This is a genomic window from Lentzea rhizosphaerae, from assembly GCF_042649515.1.
Taxonomy (GTDB): Bacteria; Actinomycetota; Actinomycetes; order Mycobacteriales; family Pseudonocardiaceae; genus Lentzea; species Lentzea aerocolonigenes.
On sequence record NZ_JBHRZI010000030.1, the window covers coordinates 260253 to 282031 of the forward strand.

General features: G+C 68.4%; 21 protein-coding genes and 1 riboswitch. Of the genes, 10 read left to right on the forward strand and 11 right to left on the reverse strand.

Annotated elements, in window-relative coordinates; genetic code table 11:
- Positions 1 to 31 precede the first annotated feature (31 nt).
- Positions 32 to 1714 carry a cellulase family glycosylhydrolase gene (locus ACFOWZ_RS35465; RefSeq protein ID WP_382378301.1) on the reverse strand — a complete coding sequence of 561 codons (1683 nt, stop codon included), beginning with the start codon at positions 1712 to 1714 and terminating at the stop codon, positions 32 to 34.
- Between the two features lie 155 nt (positions 1715 to 1869).
- Between ACFOWZ_RS35465 and ACFOWZ_RS35470 the strand changes: the two genes are divergently transcribed.
- Genes ACFOWZ_RS35470 through ACFOWZ_RS35490 form a run of 5 tightly spaced genes read left to right on the forward strand, consistent with a single transcriptional unit; the run spans position 1870 to position 6198 of the window.
- On the forward strand, positions 1870 to 2931 hold the full coding sequence (locus tag ACFOWZ_RS35470; protein WP_382378302.1) for an AAA family ATPase: 1062 nt from the start codon (positions 1870 to 1872) through the stop codon (positions 2929 to 2931).
- Positions 2928 to 4532 (forward strand): vWA domain-containing protein, encoded by a 1605-nt coding sequence (locus ACFOWZ_RS35475; RefSeq protein ID WP_382378303.1) that lies wholly within the window; start codon positions 2928 to 2930, stop codon positions 4530 to 4532. The genes ACFOWZ_RS35470 and ACFOWZ_RS35475 overlap by 4 nt, the downstream gene beginning before the upstream one ends.
- The gene (locus tag ACFOWZ_RS35480; protein ID WP_382378304.1) at positions 4532 to 5200 is read left to right on the forward strand and encodes a DUF3800 domain-containing protein; all 669 of its coding nucleotides are present in this window, start codon (positions 4532 to 4534) and stop codon (positions 5198 to 5200) included. The genes ACFOWZ_RS35475 and ACFOWZ_RS35480 overlap by 1 nt, the downstream gene beginning before the upstream one ends.
- Positions 5193 to 5885: a class I SAM-dependent methyltransferase gene (locus tag ACFOWZ_RS35485; protein WP_382378305.1), complete on the forward strand. Its 693-nt coding sequence runs from the start codon at positions 5193 to 5195 to the stop codon at positions 5883 to 5885. The genes ACFOWZ_RS35480 and ACFOWZ_RS35485 overlap by 8 nt, the downstream gene beginning before the upstream one ends.
- Before the next feature lie 10 nt (positions 5886 to 5895).
- Positions 5896 to 6198, forward strand: coding sequence for a putative quinol monooxygenase (locus ACFOWZ_RS35490; protein WP_382378306.1), 303 nt, complete (start codon positions 5896 to 5898; stop codon positions 6196 to 6198).
- Positions 6199 to 6245: 47 nt separating this feature from the next.
- Here ACFOWZ_RS35490 and ACFOWZ_RS35495 read toward each other — a convergent pair whose 3' ends face one another.
- Positions 6246 to 9014: an AfsR/SARP family transcriptional regulator gene (locus ACFOWZ_RS35495; protein WP_382378307.1), complete on the reverse strand. Its 2769-nt coding sequence runs from the start codon at positions 9012 to 9014 to the stop codon at positions 6246 to 6248.
- A 140-nt stretch (positions 9015 to 9154) separates the two neighbouring features.
- On the opposite strand from ACFOWZ_RS35495, the gene ACFOWZ_RS35500 reads away from it, so the two are divergent.
- Positions 9155 to 9730, forward strand: coding sequence for a peptidase inhibitor family I36 protein (locus tag ACFOWZ_RS35500; RefSeq protein WP_382378308.1), 576 nt, complete (start codon positions 9155 to 9157; stop codon positions 9728 to 9730).
- Between the two features lie 34 nt (positions 9731 to 9764).
- Here the strand turns inward: ACFOWZ_RS35500 and ACFOWZ_RS35505 are convergent, their stop codons facing one another.
- The 6 genes from ACFOWZ_RS35505 to ACFOWZ_RS35530 form a co-directional block, all read right to left on the reverse strand.
- Positions 9765 to 10118: a hypothetical protein gene (locus ACFOWZ_RS35505; protein ID WP_382378309.1), complete on the reverse strand. Its 354-nt coding sequence runs from the start codon at positions 10116 to 10118 to the stop codon at positions 9765 to 9767.
- 81 nt (positions 10119 to 10199) lie between these two features.
- Positions 10200 to 10610, reverse strand: coding sequence for a hypothetical protein (locus ACFOWZ_RS35510; RefSeq protein WP_382378310.1), 411 nt, complete (start codon positions 10608 to 10610; stop codon positions 10200 to 10202).
- Complete coding sequence (locus tag ACFOWZ_RS35515; protein WP_382378311.1) at positions 10535 to 11242, reverse strand: DUF998 domain-containing protein; 708 nt, start codon at positions 11240 to 11242, stop codon at positions 10535 to 10537. Before ACFOWZ_RS35515 ends, ACFOWZ_RS35510 begins: the two co-directional genes overlap by 76 nt.
- 58 nt (positions 11243 to 11300) lie before the next feature.
- Positions 11301 to 11507, reverse strand: a complete 207-nt coding sequence (locus ACFOWZ_RS35520) for an SDR family oxidoreductase (protein WP_382378312.1) — start codon at positions 11505 to 11507, stop codon at positions 11301 to 11303.
- The gene (locus ACFOWZ_RS35525) at positions 11504 to 11647 is read right to left on the reverse strand and encodes a hypothetical protein (protein ID WP_382378313.1); all 144 of its coding nucleotides are present in this window, start codon (positions 11645 to 11647) and stop codon (positions 11504 to 11506) included. The genes ACFOWZ_RS35520 and ACFOWZ_RS35525 overlap by 4 nt, the downstream gene beginning before the upstream one ends.
- Before the next feature lie 17 nt (positions 11648 to 11664).
- Positions 11665 to 12522 carry a LysR family transcriptional regulator ArgP gene (locus ACFOWZ_RS35530; RefSeq protein WP_382378343.1) on the reverse strand — a complete coding sequence of 286 codons (858 nt, stop codon included), beginning with the start codon at positions 12520 to 12522 and terminating at the stop codon, positions 11665 to 11667.
- A gap of 99 nt (positions 12523 to 12621) precedes the next feature.
- Between ACFOWZ_RS35530 and ACFOWZ_RS35535 the strand changes: the two genes are divergently transcribed.
- The 3 genes from ACFOWZ_RS35535 (at position 12622) to ACFOWZ_RS35545 (ending at position 17046) form a co-directional block, all read left to right on the forward strand.
- Positions 12622 to 13170: a LysE/ArgO family amino acid transporter gene (locus ACFOWZ_RS35535; protein WP_382378344.1), complete on the forward strand. Its 549-nt coding sequence runs from the start codon at positions 12622 to 12624 to the stop codon at positions 13168 to 13170.
- Positions 13171 to 13367: 197 nt separating this feature from the next.
- Positions 13368 to 13575: riboswitch (cobalamin riboswitch) on the forward strand.
- 94 nt (positions 13576 to 13669) lie between these two features.
- A complete protein-coding gene (locus ACFOWZ_RS35540; protein ID WP_382378314.1) occupies positions 13670 to 16012 on the forward strand; it encodes a ribonucleoside-diphosphate reductase subunit alpha in 2343 nt (780 codons plus the stop codon).
- A 47-nt stretch (positions 16013 to 16059) separates the two neighbouring features.
- Positions 16060 to 17046, forward strand: a complete 987-nt coding sequence (locus tag ACFOWZ_RS35545; RefSeq protein WP_382378345.1) for a ribonucleotide-diphosphate reductase subunit beta — start codon at positions 16060 to 16062, stop codon at positions 17044 to 17046.
- Here ACFOWZ_RS35545 and idi read toward each other — a convergent pair.
- Positions 17032 to 17619, reverse strand: coding sequence for an isopentenyl-diphosphate Delta-isomerase (gene idi / locus ACFOWZ_RS35550; protein ID WP_382378315.1), 588 nt, complete (start codon positions 17617 to 17619; stop codon positions 17032 to 17034). The two genes, ACFOWZ_RS35545 and idi, sit on opposite strands and share 15 nt — an antisense overlap.
- Before the next feature lie 102 nt (positions 17620 to 17721).
- Here idi and ACFOWZ_RS35555 point away from each other — a divergent pair, with 102 nt between their 5' ends.
- A complete protein-coding gene (locus ACFOWZ_RS35555) occupies positions 17722 to 17910 on the forward strand; it encodes an MbtH family protein (protein WP_382378316.1) in 189 nt (62 codons plus the stop codon).
- 63 nt (positions 17911 to 17973) lie between these two features.
- On the opposite strand, the gene ACFOWZ_RS35560 is transcribed toward ACFOWZ_RS35555, so the two are convergent.
- Both ACFOWZ_RS35560 and ACFOWZ_RS35565 read right to left on the reverse strand, forming a co-directional pair.
- On the reverse strand, positions 17974 to 19077 hold the full coding sequence (locus tag ACFOWZ_RS35560; protein WP_382378317.1) for an endo-1,4-beta-xylanase: 1104 nt from the start codon (positions 19075 to 19077) through the stop codon (positions 17974 to 17976).
- Positions 19078 to 19248: 171 nt separating this feature from the next.
- Complete coding sequence (locus ACFOWZ_RS35565; protein ID WP_382378318.1) at positions 19249 to 21756, reverse strand: glycoside hydrolase family 97 catalytic domain-containing protein; 2508 nt, start codon at positions 21754 to 21756, stop codon at positions 19249 to 19251.
- Positions 21757 to 21779 lie beyond the last annotated feature (23 nt).

Consider the following 21779-nt stretch of genomic DNA (forward strand, 5'->3'; position numbering starts at 1 on the left):
TGAGGTGGACAAAAGCGCCGTTCATCGACCGCTAGCTGGTCGGGAAGTTGTCCGGGGTGCGCACGCGGTCGCGCACCCAGACACCCGCCGGCTTCAGGACACCGGTTCCGGCGAACGTGCTGCCCGAACAGGTCCCGGTCTTGAACACCGCACCCGACCTGAAGTCGTCGGAGTAGTTCCAGTTGGCCCAGGAGATCTTCTTGCGGGCCATCAGGTCGATGTACTTCTGCGACATGGTGAAGTCGTTCGGACCGTCACCACTCGCCTGCTGCGTGCCGAACTCGGTCACGAACACCGGGACCTGGCTGGAGACGCGGTCCAGCGCGGCGAGGTGCCCGTCCCTGTGGTCGTTCGCGTAGAAGTGGAACGAGTACATGAAGTTGGTCGCGTTGACCTTGTTGTTCAGCACCACCGACGGGTCCTCGCCGTCGGAGTAGCCGAACGTCGACCAGGCGTGCGTGCCGGAGACGATCAGGCTGTCCGAGTCGATCGCCCGGATCACCGGGATCATCTCCTCGGCGTAGGCCTTGACCCGCGACCACGACACGTTGTTCGGCTCGTTCGCGATGTCGTAGATCAGGTTCGTCTTGTCCTTGTGGCGCTCGGCGATCTCGCGGAAGAACGTCTTGGCCTTCGAGGTGTAGACGTTCGGGTCGCCCGGGTCGAGCTGGTGCCAGTCGATCAGGACGTAGACACCGCGGCGGGTGGCTTCCTCGATGTAGCTGTGCATGAGGTCCGTGAAGTAGCGCGGGTTCGTCTCGTAACCGTCCTCACCGGCGGCCACGTACATGGCGACGCGGATGAAGTCCGCGTTCCAGTCGTTGACGAGCGCGTCCCACCACGCGGACTTGTTGCAGCCGTTGAACCACTGGATGCCGTGCGTGCTCATGCCGCGCAGCTGGATCGGGTTGCCGTACTGGTTGCACAGCTGAACACCGCACACACGCAGCTGACCGTTGATCTCGGCCGGGCGTCCGGTGGACGGCGCCGAGGTGGTCACGGTGACCGAGTTCGACGCGCCGGAGAGGTTGCCCGCCGCGTCACGCGCCTGGACCGTGAAGGTGTACGAGGTGTTCGGCGTCAGGCCGCTCACGGTGTGCGTGGTGCCGGTCGCGGTCTGCCCGTTGGACAGCACGTACGACGTCACGCCCACGTTGTCGGTGGACGCGTCCCACGCCAGCGTGATCGACGACGAGGTCTTGGCCGTCGACCGCAGGTTGCCGGGCGTGGTCGGGGCGACCGTGTCCGGCGTGCCCGACGGGGGTTCGACGTCGAGCCGGTCGACGTTCGGCCCGCCGTTGGACGTGGTCGCCGTCGCCTTGATCTTGTTGGTGCCGGCGTTCAGGTTCACCGTCGTCGTGCGGGTCTGCCACGTCGTCCAAGCGCCCGTGCCGGGGAACGAGAGCTCGTCCACCGCCAGCGAGCCGTTCACCGAGACGTCCATCGGGCGGTTCGCCGTGGTGCCGTTGGCGAACCGGAACGTCAGCGTCGCCGAACCCGCGCTCGGCGCGGTCACGGTGAACTCCACCGCGCTGCCGACCTCGTTGTCGTAGTTGACGAAGCCCGTGCCGGTGAAGCCGGTGTGGTTGGACTCCACCAACCCGTTCGAGATGGTCGCGTTCTCCGCCTGGTACTGGACGGGGGCGGCGACCGCGACGGCAGGGACGGCGAGCGCTAGTGCTGCGGGTAGGACCAGGAACAGGGATCTGGCCACAGGGTGCCTCCTGTGTGAGGGAACAGCAGGGCGCGGCGGCGATTTAGTTAGGAAGGTTTCCTATCTGTTGTGCGTTGAATCACAGCACTGGACCACTGCTCGTGTCAACAAATTCGCGCGACCGGAACAAGTCCGGTCAGGCATCCTCACCTGCAATGCGATCCACAGTCACCGTGACACCAGCACAGCTTCCGGAGGTGGTGCTGCACGTCGCCGTCGTCCGACCGGTCTTCCTCTGGGGAGCACCGGGTATCGGCAAGTCCTCGCTCGTCCGGGAGTTCGCCGCCGAGCTGGGGCTCGAGTGCGTCACGCTGCTGGGCACCCAGCTCGCGCCGGAGGACCTGATCGGAGTTCCGGAACTGGTCGGTGGCCGATCCCGGTTCGCACCGCCGGAAACGATCGCGCGCCAGGACCCGTACTGCCTGTTCCTCGACGAACTCAACGCGAGCAGCCCCGAGGTGCAGAAGGCGTTCTACTCGTTGATCCTCGACCGCCGGATCGGTTCCTACGAGCTGCCGAAGGGCTCGATCGTGATCGGTGCGGGCAACCGCGCCGTCGACAACGCCCTGGCGCGCCCGATGGCGTCCGCACTCGTGAACCGCATGGTGCACGTGCACCTCACCGCGTCGTCGCGCGACTGGCTGGCGTGGGCGCGCGAGAACGGCATCCACCCGTGGGTGCTCGAGTACCTGACCCAGCGGCCGGACCACCTGTGGAGCGCGGCGCCCAAGGTCGAGGAGACGTTCTCCACGCCGCGCGGCTGGCACATGCTGTCCGACGCGCTGCACTCGTTCGGCGAGGACATCTCCGAGGAGCTGCTCGGGGTGCTGGCGTTCGGCACGGTCACCGCGAACCACGCGTCGATGTTCAAGGCGTACGTGAAGACCGTGCGGCACGCGTACGGCCTTGAGGCCGTGCTGCGCGGTGACGCCCGCTGGCCGTCCGCTCCCGCCGACCGCGACCTGCTGTACTTCCTGGCCGAGGCGTTCCGCGCGCGTCTGGTCAAGGAACTGCCGCACGACAAGGCGCACGCACCCGCGGCGGGCAAGCACCTCGCGCACCGCGGCAAGGCGCTGCTGCTGGAGCTGGCCGAACTGTCGTTGGAGATCGCGCAGATGGTGATCGCCGCCGACGACGACGGCAATCCCGTGCTGCCCGCGTGGTTCCTCGTCGAGGTGACGCGCGATCTGCCGCGTCTGGTGGCTGCGCGCGCATGAGCCGTCGTGCGCGCGCAGATCCCGCCGCGGAGGCGTTCGCGGCGGCGGATCGGCGGGTGCACGCCCATCCGCTGTTCGCGGCGCTCGGCGGCTACCTGCGGCGGCAGTCCGAGCACGCGTGGGCCGACATCTCGCTGGACGGCACGCTGCTCGCCCACCCGCAGCGGAAAGCGAGCGAGGACGAGTGGGCGTGGGTGTTCGCGCACTGCCTGCTGCACCTGGGTTTCGGCACCCACTCCTGTGACGACGTGCTGGACTTCCAGCCCGCGCTGAAGTTCGGCAGCCGCCCGTCGTCGTGGGAGCCGGGCACGTGCGTGCGCGGTGGTGCGTCGAACGACCCGAAGAAGTGGGCGGAGCGGTTCGCCGCAGGACTGTCCAACGCCGCCGTGGCCGCGATCGACGTGGCCGGTGGCGCGCGTTCGTCGTTGACTGATTCGCGTCCGGCTCGCACCGAGTGGGAGCTCGCGCTGGGCTGGTTCGTGTCGTCGTACCCGTTGCTGGGTGCGCTGGCGTCGGCGATGACGGTGGTGGCGGACGCGGAACTGGCGCGGGGCTGGGACATCGCGATCGCGGCGGTCTCGACGGCGTCGGCGGAGATCTACGTGAACCCGCTCGCCGGGCTGTCCCGGCAGGAGTGGCGTTTCGTGCTGGCGCACGAGATGTTGCACGCGGCGCTGCGCCACTGCGACCGGGTCGGCGGCCGCGACCCGTACCTCTGGAACGTCGCCGCGGACTTCGTCGTCAACGGCTGGCTGGTCGAGATGGGCGTGGGCGCGGCACCGGAGGGCGTGCTGCACGACCCGTCGTTGCGAGGGCTGTCGGCGGAGTCGGTGTACGACCGGATCGCCGTGGACCTGCGGCGGTACCGGAAGCTGCTGACGTTGCGGGGCCGTCAGGGCGACCTGCTCGGCGAGCCGTTGCGCGGACCGGCGGACATCACGGACCTGGACGAGTTCTACCGGCGCGCGCTGCTGACCGGGCTGAGCTACCACACGTCGTCCCGCGGCCTGCTGCCCGCCGGGCTGGTCGAGGAGATCCGTGCGCTGGAGCACCCGCCGCTGTCGTGGGACGCACAGCTGGCGCGCTGGTTCGAGGAGTTCGTTCCCGCGCTGGAGAAGCGGCGCACCTACGCCCGTGCATCACGTCGCCAAGCGTCCACTCCGGACATTCCGCGGCCGGGCTGGGTGCGGCCGGAGACTTTGTCGTCGCGACCGACTTTCGGGGTCGTGCTGGACACGTCCGGCTCGATGGATCCCAAGCTGCTGGGCAAGGCTCTGGGTGCGATCGCTTCCTATGCGGCGGCACGTGACGTGCCGGCCGCACGGGTGGTTTTCTGTGACGCGATGGCATATGACGCCGGCTACGTGCCCGTCGAGGACATCGCGGGCAGGGTGAGGGTGCGCGGGCGCGGCGGCACGGTGCTGCAGCCCGGAATCGACCTGCTCGAACGCGCGGCCGACTTCCCCTCGTCCGGGCCGATCCTGGTCATCACCGACGGCGCGTGCGACGTGCTGCGAGTCCGGCGCGAGCACGCCTTCCTCATCCCGGCGGGCGCGCACCTGCCGTTCCGCGCCCGCGGTCCCGTGTTCCGGATGTCCTGATGGAGATCGCGTGCGACGAATCGGGTTCCGAGGGCGAGAAGCTCGTCGGCGGCGTCACGGCGGTCTTCGCGCACGCGGGTGTCCGGATGTCGCGGGAAGAAGCGTCCTCGTGCGTCGAGACGTTGCGTTCGATGATCAAGTCGCCCGCGCTGGAGTACAAGGCGAACCACCTGCTGCGCGCGAAGAACCGCTGGGTGCTGCTGTGGTTCCTCGGACCTGGCGGGCCGCTGGCGGGTCGCGCCCGCGTGCAGCTCGTGGACAAGCGGCGCTTCCTGGCCTCGCGCGTGCGCGCGGAGTTCGGTGCCGTGTCGGGACCTCTGGAGCACTACAACGACCTGCTGCGCGCCCGCGGCCCACGAGGGACGCTGGACCCGTTGTTCCCGGCGATCCTGCGGGCCGTGGCGCAGTGGGACGGCCCGGTGTCGATCGTGCACGACCAGCAGCTGTCGTTGACCGACGGGCGGATCCGGCAGCTGAAGGAACTCGCGCCACGCCTGGAAAGCCTGACGCTGGTGGACTCGCAGCACGACGCGCGCGTGCAGGTGGCCGACTTCCTCGCCGGGATCGCCCGCCGGGTCGCGGAGGAGGAACTGAACGGCCGGCCCGATCGCGAGGTCATCGAGTTGCTGATGCCGTTCGTCGCCGGACCTAGGATGTGGCATGCCTGATGCGATTTTCGCCGACCCGCGGTTGGCCCGGATCTACGACGCCTTCGACGGCCCACGCGTGGACCTGGACCTGTATCTCGGGATCGCCGCCGAGCTGAAGGCGTCCCGCGTGCTCGACGTCGGATGCGGAACGGGGTCCCTGGCGGTGCTGCTGGCCTCGTCCGGTATCGAGGTCGTCGGGGTGGACCCGGCCGCGGCGTCCCTGGAGATCGCGCGGGCCAAGGACTCCCGCGTCACCTGGCTGCACGGGGACGCGACCTCCCTGCCCCCGTTGTCGGTCGACCTCGCGACGATGACCGGGAACGTGGCACAGGTGTTCCTCGGTGACGACTGGGAGGCCACGCTCCGAGGTGTGCACGGGGCGCTGCGCCCCGGCGGGCACTTCGTGTTCGAGACCCGGCGGCCTGAGCGGCGGGCCTGGGAGGACTGGGCGCGGGCGAAACCACGGGTGCTGGTCGGCGTGCGCGAGCAACTCGAACTGCTCGGCGTGAACCTGCCGTTCGTGTCGTTCCGCCACTCATACCGCTTCCCGGACGGGTCGGAGATCGCGTCGGACACCACCCTGCGGTTCCGGTCGCGTGCCGAGGTGGAGGCGAGCCTGGTCCGCTGCGGCTTCTCCGTCGTGAACGTCCTGGACGCGCCGGACCGGCCCGGCAAGGAGTACGTGTTCGTCGCGCGGAAATAGGATCGGCCGCATGGCGTTCGGCTACATCGGCTCGATGAGGACCAAACCCGGTCACCGCGACGACGTGGTGGCGATCCTGACTCGAGGCCAGGCAGGCCTGCGCGAGGCCGGCTGCCGCGTCTACGCGGTGGGGCTCGACCCCGAGGACGAGGACAAGATCTGGGTCAGCGAGGTGTGGGAGTCGGCGCGGCACCACGCCGAGTCGTTGCAGCTGCCGGAGACGAAGGCGGCGATCGCTGAGGCGATGCCGATGCTGACCGGGGAGTTCACCGGGCAGAAGGTGGAGGTGGTCGGCGGGTTGGGCGTCGGCTGAAGACCACAGCGATTTGAGCTGAACGGGCGCCCAACCGTGGCGGCACGTCACACGTTCTGCGGAGACGCCGGTGGGAGGTCGTCGAGTTGTCGCTGCACCCGCGCGGCGTCGTCGTCGCGGCCTTGCTCCCGGTACAGCTCCAGTGCCTCCTGCCAGGTCTTGCGGGCCTTGTCGTGCTGCCCGAGTTTGGTGTGAGGGTGGCCGATGTTCTCGAGGGAGTCCGCGACCTGATAGGTGTTGCCGAGGGTGCGGTACACGCTGAGTGCTTGGAGGTAGTGGTCGATCGCCTCCCGGTGGTCGCCGGCGCCGTGGGCGATGAGCCCGAGACTGTCGAGGGCGTCGGCCTCGCCAGGAGGATGGTGGTGGCGCCGGTGCAGGGTGAGCGCGCTGCGGCAGTGGTGACGGGCGGTGTCGAAGTCGCCGAGACGCGCGGCGTACCAGCCCACCGCGTTGAGTGCCTGGGCCTCGTACACCGGATGGTCGAGGGTGCGGCAGAGTTCGAGCGTGTGCCGCGCGTGGTCCAAAGCCTGACGGTCATCGCCCAGCCGTTCCCAGGTGAATGCGAGCTCCAGGTGGGTGTGTGCTTGTTGGCTGGTGTCGCCGTGGCGCACGGCCAAGAGGAGGGACTCGTCCAGGTGCCGGATGGCCTCCTCGTACATGCCCAGTCGGCAACAGGCGTGACCCAGGAGTCGATGTGTGCGAGTTCTGATGGCGGGGTCGGGCACGTGCGCGGCGGCGTCCACCGCAGCTCGCCACATGGCCAGCTCATCGCGCAGATGATGCCCCTGCCGGGCGTGAAAGATTGCCAGCACCCAGGCAAGCTGCCACACCGCGTTGTGGCGGCCGAGGGCGATGGCGACGCGCTGAGAAGCGATGAGGGCGGTGTGCTCAGCGTCCAGCCAGGCGAACGCGGCATCGGCATCGGACAGCGGGTGTGGCTTGACGCCAGGGGCCGGTGGATCGGGCTGCAGGTCGTGGCGGGTGGGTTCCAGCAGGCGATCAGCTTCGTAGGCGGTGTGCAGATAGAAGTCCGTCACCCGCACCAAAGCTGCCTCCCTGACCTCGTCGGGCAGATCATGCGCGGTGGTCGCGGCGTAGGCGCGGACCAGGTCGTGCATCGCGTACCGGCCGTGCGGCCGCCGTTCAAGCAGGGACGCCTCCGCCAGTGCTGACAACGCTTTGCGTGCGTGGACCGGGGGTAGGCCGGTGAGGGCGGCCACGGCGGGCAGGGTGATGTCGGGTCCGGGGGCAATGCCCAGCAGCCCGAACACGGTGCGCTGTTCGTCGGTGAACCGGCGCAGGGACCACGACAACACCGCGGGCAAGCTCGCGGCGGGGTCGGTGTCGTGGTCGAGCATCTCGAGACCGAACTCGCGCAGTTCGGCGGCCACCTCGGCCAGGGGGAGGTCAGGACGGGCGGCAGCGTTGCGGGCCGTGATGGCCAGGGCCAGCGGGTAGGACCCGCACAACTCGACCAACTCGTCGACGGTTGCGGACTCGGCGGCGACTCGGTCAGCATCGAGACGTGCCGCCAACAGGGCACGAGCTTCGGCGCGGTCCAGAACGTCCAGTTGCAGATGGCGAACGCCGTGCCGGTCGATCAGGGAGGCCAGCCTCGTTCGTCCGGTGACCAGCACCGTGCAGGCCGAGCCACCTGGAAGCAAGGGGATCACCTGGTCGGTGGTGACGGCGTTGTCCAGCACGATCAGCATCCGCCGGCCCGCGACCTGGCTCCGGTACAAGGCCGCCTGCGCGTCGAGGTCTGTCGGAATCCGGCCGGGGTCGACGCCCAGAGCTTCGAGGAATCCGCGCACCGCCACCGTCGCGGCCATCGGCTCTTCTGTGGGGCTGAAGCCGTGCAGGTCCACGAACAGTTGGCCGTCGGGGAACCGGTCCAGGTGCCGGTGGGCCCATGCCAGCGCGAGCCAGGTCTTGCCGATCCCACCCGCCCCGCCGATCGCCGAGATCATTACCGTGCCGGATGTTCCCGCCAGCGTCTCGTCCAGGAGCGTCAGTTCGGCGAGGCGGCCAGTGAGGACCGGGGGCGCCGGCAGTTGCCGTGGCACGTCCGGTGCCGCGGCGCGGGCCAGAGCGGGGTCCGTGTTCAGGATTCGCCGGTGCAGCTCGCGCAGTTCGGGTCCTGGATCGGCGCCCACCTCGTCGGCCAGGCGTACCCGGATGGTGTCGAAGCGGAAGAGCGCGTCGGCTTGGCGGCCGTTGCGGTACAGGGCGAGCATCAGTTGTCCGGTGACACGTTCGTCCAGCGGATGCGCGTCCGCTCGCTCGGACAGCTCAGCGCACAACGCCGCGTGCCTGCCCTGTGCGAGCGCCAAGTCCACGCGGTCGACGTCGGCGGCGAACCGCTCGCGTGCCAGACCTTCGCGGACAGCGGCGATCCACGGGGTGTCCAGCCCTTCGAACGCCTCGCCACGCCAGAGCCCCGCAGCTTCTTCCAGCAACGCCAACGACTTCGCGGCGTCTCCCCCGCGTGCCTGTTTCACCAGCCGGCGGAACCGGTGCAGATCCACCGCCTCCGGATCCACCTGCAGGACGTATCCGCCGCCCTGCCGGACGATCGGGACCTCGCCCGCGAGCAGGCGCCGCAGCCGTGACACGTAGTTGCTCGCCACCTGCCGTGCCTTGTAGGGCAACCGATCCGCCCAGACCCGGTCCAGCAGCTGCTCCGTGGTGACGACCCGATTCGCCTCGACCAGCAGGACCGCCAGGACGCACCGCTGCCGCGCGTGACCGATCTCCACCAACCGGCCGTCGACGCGCAGCTCCACCTGTCCAAGCACATGCAAACCCACAGGCATCGACTCCACCCCTGACGCAGTGCCTACTCCTCTCCCCTCGCCATCACCACCGCTGACCAGGCGATTGCCACAACTCGGTGTGGTTGTGGAGAACCGGGCGCCCAGGCTTCTCGCTCCGCTTCCGCGAGAAGGAGAAACCCATGATCGGGATCAGGAAGACGGCTGTGACCACAGCAGTGATGGCCGTCGCGGCCTTGGCCTTCACCGCGTCTCCCGCGTCAGCCGTCGACGCGACGGACAGCCACGCGAACGCTCGCGTCGAGCAGGAGGTCCAAGCCGTGCTCCGGCTGAACCCCGGCTCGCACCGCGTCGCCCCCAACGTCGTCGAGGTCGACGAGGGCGTCACTATCAGCGTGCCGACGCAGATCAACGACATCCAGAACTGCAAGACCTCCTACCTGTGCCTGAGCGAACACGCCAACTTCGGCGGGCACCAGATCAGTTTCTGGAAGTGCCGCGACGTGAACCTCGGCTACTACAAGCTGCCGGACGGTCGCACGTGGAACGACCAGGTGTCGTCGATCAGGAACGCTCAGTCGCGTGGCGTGCAGTCCCGCTTCTACAACTACGACGGGAGCGGCGATCCGGACAGCCCCAGCAACTGGAGGTTCGTCATCGCCCTGAACGCCGGGCACTACCTGCGGGACCTGTCGAGGGATACCTCTGCCGACGGCGGCTACGCCAACGACAAGATCGACATCGTGCACGTCTGCTGACGGTCACGACAGCGGTGACGGGTCCCGGCATCCGTCACCGCTGACCGGCCGATCTGCCCCAGCTGACCAGCGCCGGCTGCTTCCAGGCGTGCACCAGCCACGGCAGGATCCGCGGCAACCGGTCGGCGACGATGTCGTGCAGCACCAGCACGATCCGCCCGGACCGCTCGGGTCCCGCGTCCAGCCACACCGCCTGCATCAGGACACCGGTCCGCAGGTCGAGCCCCGCCTCCGCCTCCGCGAGGGCAGCGGGGGTGGCGGCGACGGGGTCGGTCACCTCGTGGTGAACGAAGCCGGAACGACACAGTTCGGGATGCAGTTCCACCAGGGAATCCATGGCGGCGGCCAGACGTCCCACGCCCAGGCCGGCCCGAACCTGCACCGTCATCGCCCTCACGTTAGGAGAGCCTAACCTAGGTTCACGGTGTGCTCACTGAGTCCCAGGACACGGCGATGCCGTGCCGCCCGCTCAGTAGCCGTCCCCTCCCCAGAACTGCTCTTCCAACATGTCCGCCGTCCCCGCCAGGAGCTGGAGCGGGTCGGTGAACTCGTGGATGTCGAGGTCCACCAACGGCAGCGAGTGCCGGACCACGACGTGCTCCCCCATGATCGCGAGGCCGCACGCCACGGTCGACCTGCCGACCTCCTCCAGCACCTCGCGCAGGTTCACGTCCTTCGCGAGGCCGCACGGCGAGGCGATCTGCACCCACTCGTGCATCTTGTCGAGGACTTCCCGGACGATGATCACGACCTGCGTGCGATCGTCGTCGCCCTCGTCGTCGTCCCCGAACGTGAAGAGGACCCTCAGCTCCTCGCCCTCGTCGTGGATGACGTCGTACTCGGCGCGGATGTAATCCGCGAGGTCTCCCCAACTCGCCATGGCGCAACCCTACTGGCCGCGATCGCCCACAGCCCGACCACCAGCACTGCGCCGACCTCGGCGATGAGCAAGATCCTCTCGATGTAGCCCAACGGGAACACGCGCCACCACCGAACGTCGGAGGCCGCGCCCATCACAATGGCGTAGAGGATCGGCATGAAAGCGACAACGCTCAACAGACCGGACGCCATCGTCCACCTGGCGTGTCGGCCCCACACGTGGTCCTTCAGCCACGGCCGTGCCAGCGCGATGATCGCGACGGGCAGGCTGACGAACGCGAGCATGCTGCCGAACCGGTGGATGCTGCCGCTGACCTCGTTGGTGCCCATGGCCCAGTTCGTCTTCGGGAACGCCACCACGAGCAGCAGGCCTGCTGACCACAGGATCAGCGCGATCGAGCCCGCGGACCGCCATCTGGCCAGCCCCTTGTGGACGAGGGCGACGAGGATGGCGAGGGAACCGGCGGCCAGCAGCAGCACGGCGACGTCGAAGACCGGGCGGTAGTCACCCAGCGCGTACTCGCTGATCGTGCGGCGCAGCGGGCCGACGGTCAGGTCGAGCAGACCGACCATGGCCACCGTGGCGACGACGGCGAGCGAGCCGCCGGTGGCGGCTAGGCGAGGAATCAGCACATATCGGTCAACGCCGTGGCTCGGTCGCGGGGTTCCTGGGTTCAGGAAGCCGACAGGTTCAGCTCAGGATCGCGCCGCACGTGATGTTGACCTGCGCTCCCGTGATCGTGCGGCCCCAGTCGGAGGCCACGAACACCGCCGCTCTGCCGACGTCGTCCAGCGTGGCGGCCCTACCGAGCAGCGTCTGGCCGACGATGTCCGGTTCGACCCAGGCGCGGAACTCGTCCGGGATCGACTCGGGGATCCCGCCCGTCTGCAACGTCACCGCCCGCACAGGGTGAGGCCGGGGCCGTGCGTCAGGCGGGCGGCGGTGGCCGCGCTGGACCTCCAGTGCGGCAGGTAGTGCGGGTACCACCGGTCCAGTGTCGTGAAGCGGTCCTCGAACTCGAGCTCCCGTCCGGTCATGTCACCGAGCGCAAGTCCTACCTCAGCGCGACGGCGGCCTCTTTTTCCACCGCTTCGGCGACGGCGTTCAGGGCCGGCGAGTCGAGCTTCCACTGCTGCCAGTACAGCGGCACGGACACCGTGCGGCCCGGTGCCAGGTCGATCAGGCCCTCCTGCAGCTGCTGCGGTGGCACCATTCCCCAGCCCAGGCCCGCCACGATCGCCCGCACGTACACCTCCGACGACGGCACGTAGTGGCGGTGTTCCGAGGCGCCGCGGCCGCGGGTCAGCGTGCGCACGAAACGGTCCTGGAGGTCGTCGTTGCGGTCGAAGACCACGACCGGCGCGTCCGGCAGCCACGACTTCGGCTGCCCATCGGCGAACCGGTCCACAAAGGACTGCGATGCCATTGCCGCGTAACGGATGTGGCCGAGCCTGCGCACCGAGCAGCCCGCGACCGGCTCGCGGGAGGACGTCACGGCTGCCATCACCAGGCCTTGCCGCAGCAACGCCGTCGTGTGGTCCTGGTCCTCGCGGTGCAGGTCGAACGAGATCTTCAACGACGACGGGACCCGTTGCAGGGCGGGGAGGAACCACGTGGCGAGCGAGTCGGCGTTCACCGCGATCGGCACCCGCACCACGGCGTCCGAGCCCAGGGCGGCGTCCAGGTCCTGGTCGAGGGCGAGCAGTTGCCGACCGTAGCGGACGATCACCTCCCCCGACGGCGTCAGCCGCACCGGACGGGCGCGCACCAGCAGCACGCGGCCAGTGCGCTGCTCCAGCGCCTTGATGCGTTGGGAGACAGCGGAAGGCGTGACGTGCAACGCGGTCGCGGCTGCGTCGAACGTGCCCGCGTCGACGACCGCGAGCAGCGTGCGCACCAGGTCGAGGTCCATCACGAGCGCTAATGGTACGTAAGAATCTTTAGCTGGTCTCATCAAGACGGCGTCAATACCGTCGACGGTGTGACTGACCTGCTGCTCGGCTTCGGCACCATGATGACCCTGATCGTCGCCATCGGCGCGCAGAACGCTTTCGTGCTGCGCCAAGGACTTCGACGCCAGGCCGTCGCGAAGGTCGTCGCCGTGTGCGCCGTGTCGGACGCGATCCTCGTCGCGGTCGGCGTCGCCGGGTTCGGCGCGGTCGTGAAGGCCTTCCCGCAGGCGATCACGGTCGCGGCGGTCGTCGGAGGCGTTTTCCTGCTGGGGTACGGGTTTCTCGCGGCGCGCCGGGCGTTCAAACCACAGTCGATGAACGTCCAGGCGACGGGATCCGGCAGGCCCGTGCTCACTGCGCTCGCGCTGACGTGGCTCAACCCGCACGTCTACCTGGACACGCTGCTGCTGCTCGGCTCGATCGCGGCCGGACGGTGGCTGTTCGGGGTCGGCGCGGTCACCGCGAGCGTCACGTGGTTCGTCGCGCTCGGGTTCGGCGCCCGGCTGCTCAGTCCTCTGTTCGCGAAGCCCCGCGCGTGGCGGGTGCTGGACGGCCTGATCGCCGCCGTGATGACCGCTCTCGGGGTGGCCCTGATCGCCGGGTGGTGATCATCACCGCCACCGCCGACACGGCCAGGACGCCTGTTGTCACGGGCGCCGCGGCACCGGTGAAGAGGGACGCCGAAGCAAGCCCCGCACTGACGAGAGCACCGATGACAACGCGCGACCGAAGATCACCCACGTTGATCACCCTAGACCACGACACGCCCATGTTGGGTGGTGATTCAGGCCCCACCACCACATGTAGTATCTGCCGCGCTGGTGGTTCACCGGCCCGGAGCACCGGGCCGATGAGGCAAGAGGGAACCCGGTGAGAGTCCGGGACTGCCCCGCAGCGGTGAGTGGGAACGAAAGCCGTCAACGAAGCACTGGGTGACCCCTGGGAAGCGACGGCCGGTAGGAGCGAGCAAGGCGCCCACGAGTCCGAAGACCTGCCACCGGTGTGCGCGCAAGCCTGCGCGCACGACACGGTGCCTCGAGGGAGGGCAGCTGTGTGCCCTCAGTGGCGCGCGCGCATTCCTTCGAGCCTTGCTCGCGAGGAGAGAGCGTGCCCGACCGCCTTTCAGTGGTCATCCATGAAGCGTGTGCCGACCTGCCCAACGCGTCGGCGGAGGCGGTTCTGGCTGAGACCAAGCGAAATCTGTACGAAGGCATCACCGACGCCGAGCTCGCGCTGGCGCCGATCATGGCCGCCCGCGCGATGGTCGAGCAGGACCCGGACTACTCCTACGTCAGCGCCCGGTTGCTGCTGGACAAGCTGCGCACCGAGGCGTGCGGAGTGCCGTTGTCGCACGCCGAGATGACCGAGCGCTACCCGTCGTACTTCGCCGCGTTCGTCCGCCACGGCATCGAGCTGGGCCAGCTCGACCCGCGCCTCGCGGACTTCGACCTGGCTCGTCTCGGCGCCGCGCTGAAGCCGGAACGCGACCTGAACTTCCAGTTCCTGGGCATGCAGACGCTGTACGACCGCTACTTCCTGCATCACGACGGCCGCCGCTACGAGCTGCCGCAGGCGTTCTTCCTGCGCGTCGCCATGGGCCTCGCGCTCGAGGAGGACGACCGCGACGCCCGTGCGATCGAGTTCTACGAGCTGCTCTCGTCGTTCGACTTCATGTGCTCGACACCGACGCTGTTCAACTCGGGCACGACACGCCCGCAGCTGTCGTCGTGCTTCCTCACCACCGTGGAGGACGACCTCGCCGGGATCTTCCACGGCATCAGCAACAACGCGCTGCTCAGCAAGTTCGCCGGCGGCCTGGGCAACGACTGGACGCCGGTGCGCGGGATCGGCGCGCACATCAAGGGCACCAACGGCAAGTCGCAGGGCGTCGTGCCGTTCCTCAAGGTTGCCAACGACACCGCGGTCGCGGTCAACCAGGGCGGGCGTCGCAAGGGCGCGGTCTGCGCGTACCTCGAAACCTGGCACATCGACGTCGAGGAGTTCCTCGACCTGCGCAAGAACACCGGCGACGAGCGGCGCCGCACCCACGACATGAACACCGCGAACTGGGTGCCGGACGAGTTCATCCGCCGGGTGCGCGCGAACGGCCAGTGGACGCTGTTCTCGCCCGACGAGGTGCCGGACCTGCACGACGCGTTCGGCGACGACTTCGCACGGAAGTACCGCGCGTACGAGGAGAAGGCCGACAACGGCGAGATCAAGGTCTTCCGCCGTCTCCCCGCCGTCGACCTGTGGCGGCGCATGCTGACCATGCTGTTCGAGACCGGCCACCCGTGGATCACGTTCAAGGACCCGTGCAACCTGCGTTCGCCGCAGCAGCACAGCGGTGTCGTGCACTCCAGCAACCTCTGCACCGAGATCACCCTGAACACCACGACCGACGAGGTCGCCGTGTGCAATCTCGGCAGTGTGAACCTCGCGCGGCACGTCACGGCCGACGGCGTCGACCACGCACGGCTCGAAAAGACCGTGCGCACCGCGGTTCGCATGCTCGACAACGTGATCGACGTGAACTACTACACGATCCCCGAGGCGCGGAACTCCAACCTCGAGCACCGCCCGGTGGGGCTGGGTCTGATGGGCTTCCAGGACGCACTGTTCACGCTCGGCACGCCGATGGCCAGCGCGGAGGCCGTCGAGTTCGCCGACCGCAGCACGGAGGAGATCAGCTACTACGCGATCTCCGCCAGCACCGATCTGGCGCAGGAGCGCGGCGCGTACCGGTCGTTCGAGGGTTCGTTGTGGAGCAACGGGATCCTGCCGATCGACTCCATCGGGATCCTGGCCCAGAACCGCGGTCCCGGCGAGCTCGACCAGAACCGCGAGTCCACGATGGACTGGGCGGCGGTCCGCGAGAAGGTCCGCAAGGGCATGCGGAACTCGAACGTCATGGCCATCGCGCCGACCGCGACCATCGCGAACATCACCGGCGTGAACCAGTCGATCGAGCCGCTGTACCGCAACCTCTACGTGAAGTCGAACATGTCCGGCGACTTCACCGTCATCAACCCGGACCTGGTGCACGCGCTCAAGCAGCGCAAGCTGTGGGACGAGCAGATGATCTCGGACCTGAAGCTGCACGACGGCAGCCTCGGCCCGATCGACCGGGTGCCCCCGTACCTGAAGGCGTTGTACGCCACGGCGTTCGAGGTCGACAGCTCGTGGCTGATCGAGGCGGGCGCGCGCCGGCAGAAGTGGATCGACCAGGCGCAGTCGCTGAACCTCTACCTCGCGCAACCGAGCGGCCGCAAGCTCGACGAGCTGTACCAGCTGGCGTGGGTGCGCGGCCTCAAGACCACCTACTACCTGCGCACGCAGAGCGCCACGCACGTGGAGAAGTCCACGTTGCAGGGCACCGACGGCAAGCTCAACGCCGTCTCCCCCACCGCCTGCTCCATCACCGAACCCGACTGCGAGGCCTGCCAGTGACGAACATCGAAGCGGGCGCCGGGCGCGTCTCCGTCGACGAGAAGGCGATGATCAACTGCCGCGCCGACGTCAACCAGCTGCTGCCGCTCAAGTACCACTGGGCGTGGGAGAAGTACCTCAACGGCTGCAACAACCACTGGATGCCGACCGAGGTCTCGATGCAGGCCGACATCAGCCTCTGGAAGTCCCAGGACGGTCTGACCGACGAGGAACGCCGCATGATCAAGCGGAACCTCGGCTTCTTCGCGACTTCAGAATCGTTGGTGGCCAACAACATCGTGCTCGCGGTGTACCGGCACCTGACCAACCCCGAGTGCCGCCAGTACCTGCTGCGTCAGGCCTTCGAGGAGGCCGTGCACACCCACACGTTCCAGTACATCTGCACCTCGCTCGGTCTGGACGAGGGCGAGCTGTTCAACATGTACCGGGAGATCCCGTCGATCACGGACAAGGCCGCGTGGGCGCTGCAGTTCACGCAGCACCTGGAGGACCCGGAGTTCCGGACCGGCACGCCGGAGAACGACCAGGCGTTCCTGCGCGACCTCGTCGCGTTCTACGTGGTCTTCGAGGGCATGTGGTTCTACACCGGGTTCGCGCAGATCCTGTCGCTCGGACGGCGCAACAAGATGGTCGGCGTCGCCGAGCAGTACCAGTACATCCTGCGCGACGAGTCGATCCACCTGAACTTCGGCATCGACGCGATCAACCAGATCAAGATCGAGAACCCGCACCTGTGGAACGACGTGTTCCAGAAGGAGGTGCGCACCATGCTCGCGGAGGGCTGCGAGCTGGAGATCGCCTACGGCCGGGACACGATGCCGGGCGGCATCCTCGGCCTCAACTCCGAGCTGTGCGAGCAGTACATGCGGTTCATCACGAACCGCCGCTGCGCCCAGCTCGGCCTGGAACCGGTGTGGGAGCCGACCGAGAACCCGTTCCCGTGGATGTCGGAGATGATGGACCTGAAGAAGGAGAAGAACTTCTTCGAGACCCGCGTCATCGAGTACCAGAACGGTGGCTCACTGGAGTGGTGACCCCAGCCTGACGGCGCTGGGCAGCCCGGCCCGGTCCGCGACGGGCCACTGGAGCGGATCGGGCCCCAGCTTCACGAGTTCGGCGATCTGGAGCTTCGCCCACGGCGAGATCTCACGCGTGCCGTTCAGGACGGCGTCCGAGAACTCCGCCCACGCCACCCGCTCGGTGGAATCGACCTCGTCCGGGTTCGGCGTGGGCTCGTCGTCGCAGAGCACCCGGAACACCGGGCACATCTCGTTCTCGACGACGCCGTCCATCTCGGCGCGGTAGCGGAACCGCGGCAGCAGCAGCTCGGGCTCGGAGCACTTCATGCCGAGCTCGTCCTGCAGACGCCGCAGCACGGCCTGTGCCATGTCCTCGTCCGGGAGGGGGTGACCGCAGCAGGTGTTCGTCCACACGCCGGGGAACGTCTTCTTGTGCAGTGCGCGCCGGGTGAGCACGATCCGGCCGGCCGAGTCGAAGACGTAGCTGGAAAACGCCAGGTGCAGCGGGGTGTCCGCGTGGTGCACGACGGCTTTGTCCTCGACGCCGATGGCCGAACCGTCCTCAGCGAGGAGGACCACCTGTTCCACAGTCACTCCGCCACGTAATCACAAGAGCACCCGGATCGGAAAGCCGGTGGGCTCGAGTGGGGGAACAGCGCGCCCCTAGGTGTCCCAGGTCACCCTGAGGTCATGACTTCCCCGTTCGCTCAGGCTCACACCATGTTCCTGGTGCTGGTCAGCCCAACGGGCCAGTACTCGATCTGGCCGGCGGTGCTGCAGGTGCCCGCCGGGTGGCAGGTCGTGCACGGCGTCGCGTCACGGTTGTCCTGCGAGGACTTCGTGACGGCCGCGCGCGCCGACCTGCCGGCGGCCGCCTGACTCGTGATGAACGGCGCTTTTGTCCACCTGAGGTGGACAAAAGCGCCGTTCATCACGAGCGGGTCACCTGCGTTCGGCCAGGGTGGAGCGCAGGACGTGGTACGCGGGCTTGCGGCTGAAGTCGTCCCACATCACCGTGGCCGCGCCCTGGCCCTGGAAGAAGACCGGCACCCACGAGTACTTGTCAACGAAGCCCCAGATGGTGAACGACCGGCAGGTGCTGACGTTCAGGCACGCGGTGAGCATGCGCTGGTAGTAGTCGGCCTGCTGGCGCAGCTGAGCCTCGGTCGGCACGCCGCTCGCGGGCAGGGTCATCCGCACGTCGACCTCGGTGAGCGCGGTCTGCAGGCCCAGAGCGGCGAACCGCTTCAGGTTGCGCTCCAGGTCGTCCGGGAAGCCGTAGTCCAGGCTGAGGTGTCCCTGGGCGGAGAAGCCGTGCACGGGCACGCCGGCCGCACGCAGGTCCTTGATCAGCGCGTGGTACGCGTCGCTCTTCGCGTTGACGCCCTCGACGTTGTAGTCGTTGAAGAACAGCTTCGCCCTGGGGTCGGCCCGGTGCGCCCACCGGAACGCGTCCGCGATGATGCCGGGACCGAGCTCGCGGATCCAGATGTTGTCCGCGGTCCGCAGCGCACCCGCGTCGGTGAAGATCTCGTTGGCCACGTCCCACTGCTGGATCTTGCCCGCGTACCGCCCGACCACGGTCGTGATGTGCTCGCGCAGGATCGCACGCAGCTCGTCCTTGGTGAACTGGCCCTTCTCGAGCCACTCCGGGTTCTGGCTGTGCCACAACAGGGTGTGGCCGCGGACGACCTGCCGGTTCTGCTGGGCGAACCGCACGATCGCGTCCGCCGTGCCGAAGTTGTACCGGTTGCGCTCGGGGTGGATGTACTCCCACTTCATCTGGTTCTCCGCCGACACCGAGCTGAACTCGGCGGCGAGCACCTTCCGGTACGGCCGGTCGGAGGTGAAGGGGTCGGGGTAGGGCTGGTTCTCGTGGTGACCGCCACCAGCGACCGCGCTGCCGATGTAGAAACCCTTGGGAGCTGCCGCGCGCAACGTGTGGTGGTGGCCGCTCGCTTCCGGTGCGGCCGAGGCCGCCGACGCCAACGGCATCGACAACGCCACGGCGGTGAACAACGTCATGATCAGACGAGCCGGCTTCATCAGACCTCGTTTTCGAAACTTTTTGCCTGGTATGCGCGCCTTTTGGCACCCTATGGCGGCCTTCTCGACAGCGTCAAGCGCGCGAAACCGTTGGGAGAGCGTCGAATCACGACTCAGCGAATCGACGGGCGCATTCGACGAAAAAGTGTCGAAGAATCGATGCCGCGCAATTCAGCAGTGCAGCCGCGCGTCACCCCACACCGCGTTGTCGAGGCTGGTGCCGTCACCGCCGTCGGTCACGCGCAACGTCAGCGACTTCACCCCGCCGACGTCCACGCTGATCGGCAACGCCGGGTCGACGGACTTCCGCAACAGGCTCTCGTACAGCACGCGGCCGTCCCCCACCACGACGAACGTCACCGTGCCGCCGACGCCGGCAGCGCGGTCCACGCGGCCGTCGACCTCGTCGTCCACCCCGACCGTGGCGTCGAATCGGGAACACGAACCCAGTTCGAACGTCTTGTCCGCGGGCGTCGTGCCGATGCCCTTGCCGAACCGCACGCCACCCGTCGTCAACGTCCGGCCCTCGACCGAGAGATCGTTGCCGGGGACGTAGGACTGCCCGGCGGGCAACGGTTTCCACACGTGCGTGCGCGTGGCCTTCTCGGCTTCGACGCCGGAGAACCGCGCCACTGCGGGCACGTCGGTCAGCCCCACCACCGGATTCGCGCCGACCGTGACCGTCCAGCGGCCGCTCAACGACTCCCCCGGCGCGACCCGGAACGCGCGGACCGCACGGGACGCACTCCACCCGGAGGGCACGCGCGGCGCGAAGGTCACGCCGTACAACGCCCGGTCCGAGGTGTTGGTGAACGTGCCGCTCATCTCGAACGTCTGCCCCGGCTGCACCGACACCCGTTCAGGAGAGACGATCACCGTCGTGGACGGGATTCCGCCGGTGGGCCGTGCGCAGGTGTCGCGCACCGGACGGCAGACGATCGCCACGAACCCACCGTCCTTCGCGACCGGGATGGTCAGCTTCTGGTCCGTGACCTGGGTTTCCTTCACCAGGCCGGCAGCACCGTCACGCACGACCTCCACCAGCCAGCGGCCCCCTCCGAGCGCGGGCAGGTCCAGAGTTCGCGCCTCCCCCGCGATCGCACCGCCGACGAACCAGCGATCACCGTCGCGCCGCGCCATCACGACGTTCTCGCCGGGACGGCCCGACAGCAGCCGCGTCTCGTCCCACGCCGTCGGCGCCTGCTCCAGGAACCAGCGCGCGAGCGGCCTGGCGTCGTAGGAGTCCGGCCGTCCCGCGAGGTTCTGGATCCCGGACTCGTACAGCACGGACAGCGCGAGCTCGCCGCCGTCGGTGTTGGCGCGGGCGCGGTGGAAGCCGCCGGGCGTGTAGTCCATGCCTCCCACCACGTTCCGGGTGAACGGCAACGCGGTGATGTGGCTCGTGGTGAGGCCGCTGGACTTCTCCGCGCCGTGCACGGCCTCGGTCGTCATGACGTGCGGCCAGGTGCGGTGGACGCCGTGCGGCAGCGTGGCGCCGTGAAAGTTGACGAGGAAGTGCATGCGTGCGGTCTCGGGCAGGATCTCGTCGTACCAGCGGTAGCGCTCCTGGCCGTCGGAGTCCATGAAGTCGATCTTCAGTCCCTGCACGCCCCACCGCTGCAACCACGGCAGGTAGTCCGCGCGCTTCTCCGGCGTGTCGACGCTGCTGAACCGCACCCACGTGTGGATGCCGACGTTGCGCGCCTTCGCGTACCGCACGAGCTCCGGGATGAAGCTCGTCTGCCGCCAGTTCGGGTCGTCGTACCAGCCGGCGTCGACCACGACGTAGGGCCACCCGCGTGCCGCCGCGTAGTCGACGAACTCCTTCTGCTTCGCCAGGTCCTGCTGGGCCGTGCGGCCACCGGCGAGCCACGTCCAGACCGCCGGACCGGGCTTGATCCACGACGTGTCCCTGATGCGGGACGGCGGCGCCAGGTCGTCCACCAGCGTCGAGGAGACGACGGTGGCGAGCGAACCCACGATCATGGTGCGCCACGGCGTCTTCCGCGCCCCGGACACCTTCTCGTCCCACAGCTCGATCTGGAACCTGCCGCCGCCGGTGTGCACGAGGTGCCCGCCGGAGTATCGTCCGTCCACATCGGACTCGGTGATCAACGCGTAGGTGCCGCCGACGTCGAACAGCGCGGGGTGCATGTACTCGGCCGGCTCGGCGGTCCCCGCCGTCATGCGCAGGAACGGGTTCTCGTAGTCGCGCCGGAATTTCGCGAGCCACGCCGTCGCGTCGGCTGGAAGCACGAACGCGGACGCCTCGCCGGTGACGGCACCGGTGTCCTGCGGCAGCTCGTACCGGTACGCGACACCGTCGGCGGACTCCCGCACGACGAGGTCGAGCCTGTTCGCACCGGTGGTGAATCTGTACGCCGTCTCGGTGGCGCGCACGACCCGGTCGCGTTTCTTGCCGGACGTGGTGCGGTAGTGCTCGAAGATCACTCTGCGCGACTTGCCGGCGAGTGTCAGACCGGATGACAGGTCGGCGCGCTCGGTGGTGATCCCGACCGGCGACGGCTGCACGACCGTCTTACCTTTGTGCGTCACCGCCAGGGTGATCGTTCCGCCCGAACTGCTGACGACCGCCTGCGGGCCGCTCGTCCCCGCCTGTGCGGGTGGCACGATCAGGCCGGCTGCCAGCACGGCCACGACCAGCGTTTTGACCGCCACGGACACTCCCCTCGTGATCCGGG

What these genes read in the sequence shown, in the direction of transcription:
- ACFOWZ_RS35470 (WP_382378302.1), top strand. Translation starts at nt 1,870, where the DNA reads ATGCGATCCACAGTCACCGTGACACCAGCACAGCTTCCGGAGGTGGTG.
- ACFOWZ_RS35475 (WP_382378303.1), top strand. Translation starts at nt 2,928, where the DNA reads ATGAGCCGTCGTGCGCGCGCAGATCCCGCCGCGGAGGCGTTCGCGGCG.
- ACFOWZ_RS35480 (WP_382378304.1), top strand. Translation starts at nt 4,532, where the DNA reads ATGGAGATCGCGTGCGACGAATCGGGTTCCGAGGGCGAGAAGCTCGTC.
- ACFOWZ_RS35485 (WP_382378305.1), top strand. Translation starts at nt 5,193, where the DNA reads ATGCCTGATGCGATTTTCGCCGACCCGCGGTTGGCCCGGATCTACGAC.
- ACFOWZ_RS35490 (WP_382378306.1), top strand. Translation starts at nt 5,896, where the DNA reads ATGGCGTTCGGCTACATCGGCTCGATGAGGACCAAACCCGGTCACCGC.
- ACFOWZ_RS35495 (WP_382378307.1), bottom strand. Translation starts at nt 9,014, where the DNA reads ATGCCTGTGGGTTTGCATGTGCTTGGACAGGTGGAGCTGCGCGTCGAC.
- ACFOWZ_RS35500 (WP_382378308.1), top strand. Translation starts at nt 9,155, where the DNA reads ATGATCGGGATCAGGAAGACGGCTGTGACCACAGCAGTGATGGCCGTC.
- ACFOWZ_RS35505 (WP_382378309.1), bottom strand. Translation starts at nt 10,118, where the DNA reads ATGACGGTGCAGGTTCGGGCCGGCCTGGGCGTGGGACGTCTGGCCGCC.
- ACFOWZ_RS35510 (WP_382378310.1), bottom strand. Translation starts at nt 10,610, where the DNA reads ATGGCGAGTTGGGGAGACCTCGCGGATTACATCCGCGCCGAGTACGAC.
- ACFOWZ_RS35525 (WP_382378313.1), bottom strand. Translation starts at nt 11,647, where the DNA reads ATGACCGGACGGGAGCTCGAGTTCGAGGACCGCTTCACGACACTGGAC.
- ACFOWZ_RS35530 (WP_382378343.1), bottom strand. Translation starts at nt 12,522, where the DNA reads ATGGACCTCGACCTGGTGCGCACGCTGCTCGCGGTCGTCGACGCGGGC.
- ACFOWZ_RS35535 (WP_382378344.1), top strand. Translation starts at nt 12,622, where the DNA reads ATGATGACCCTGATCGTCGCCATCGGCGCGCAGAACGCTTTCGTGCTG.
- ACFOWZ_RS35545 (WP_382378345.1), top strand. Translation starts at nt 16,060, where the DNA reads ATGATCAACTGCCGCGCCGACGTCAACCAGCTGCTGCCGCTCAAGTAC.
- ACFOWZ_RS35555 (WP_382378316.1), top strand. Translation starts at nt 17,722, where the DNA reads ATGACTTCCCCGTTCGCTCAGGCTCACACCATGTTCCTGGTGCTGGTC.
- ACFOWZ_RS35560 (WP_382378317.1), bottom strand. Translation starts at nt 19,077, where the DNA reads ATGAAGCCGGCTCGTCTGATCATGACGTTGTTCACCGCCGTGGCGTTG.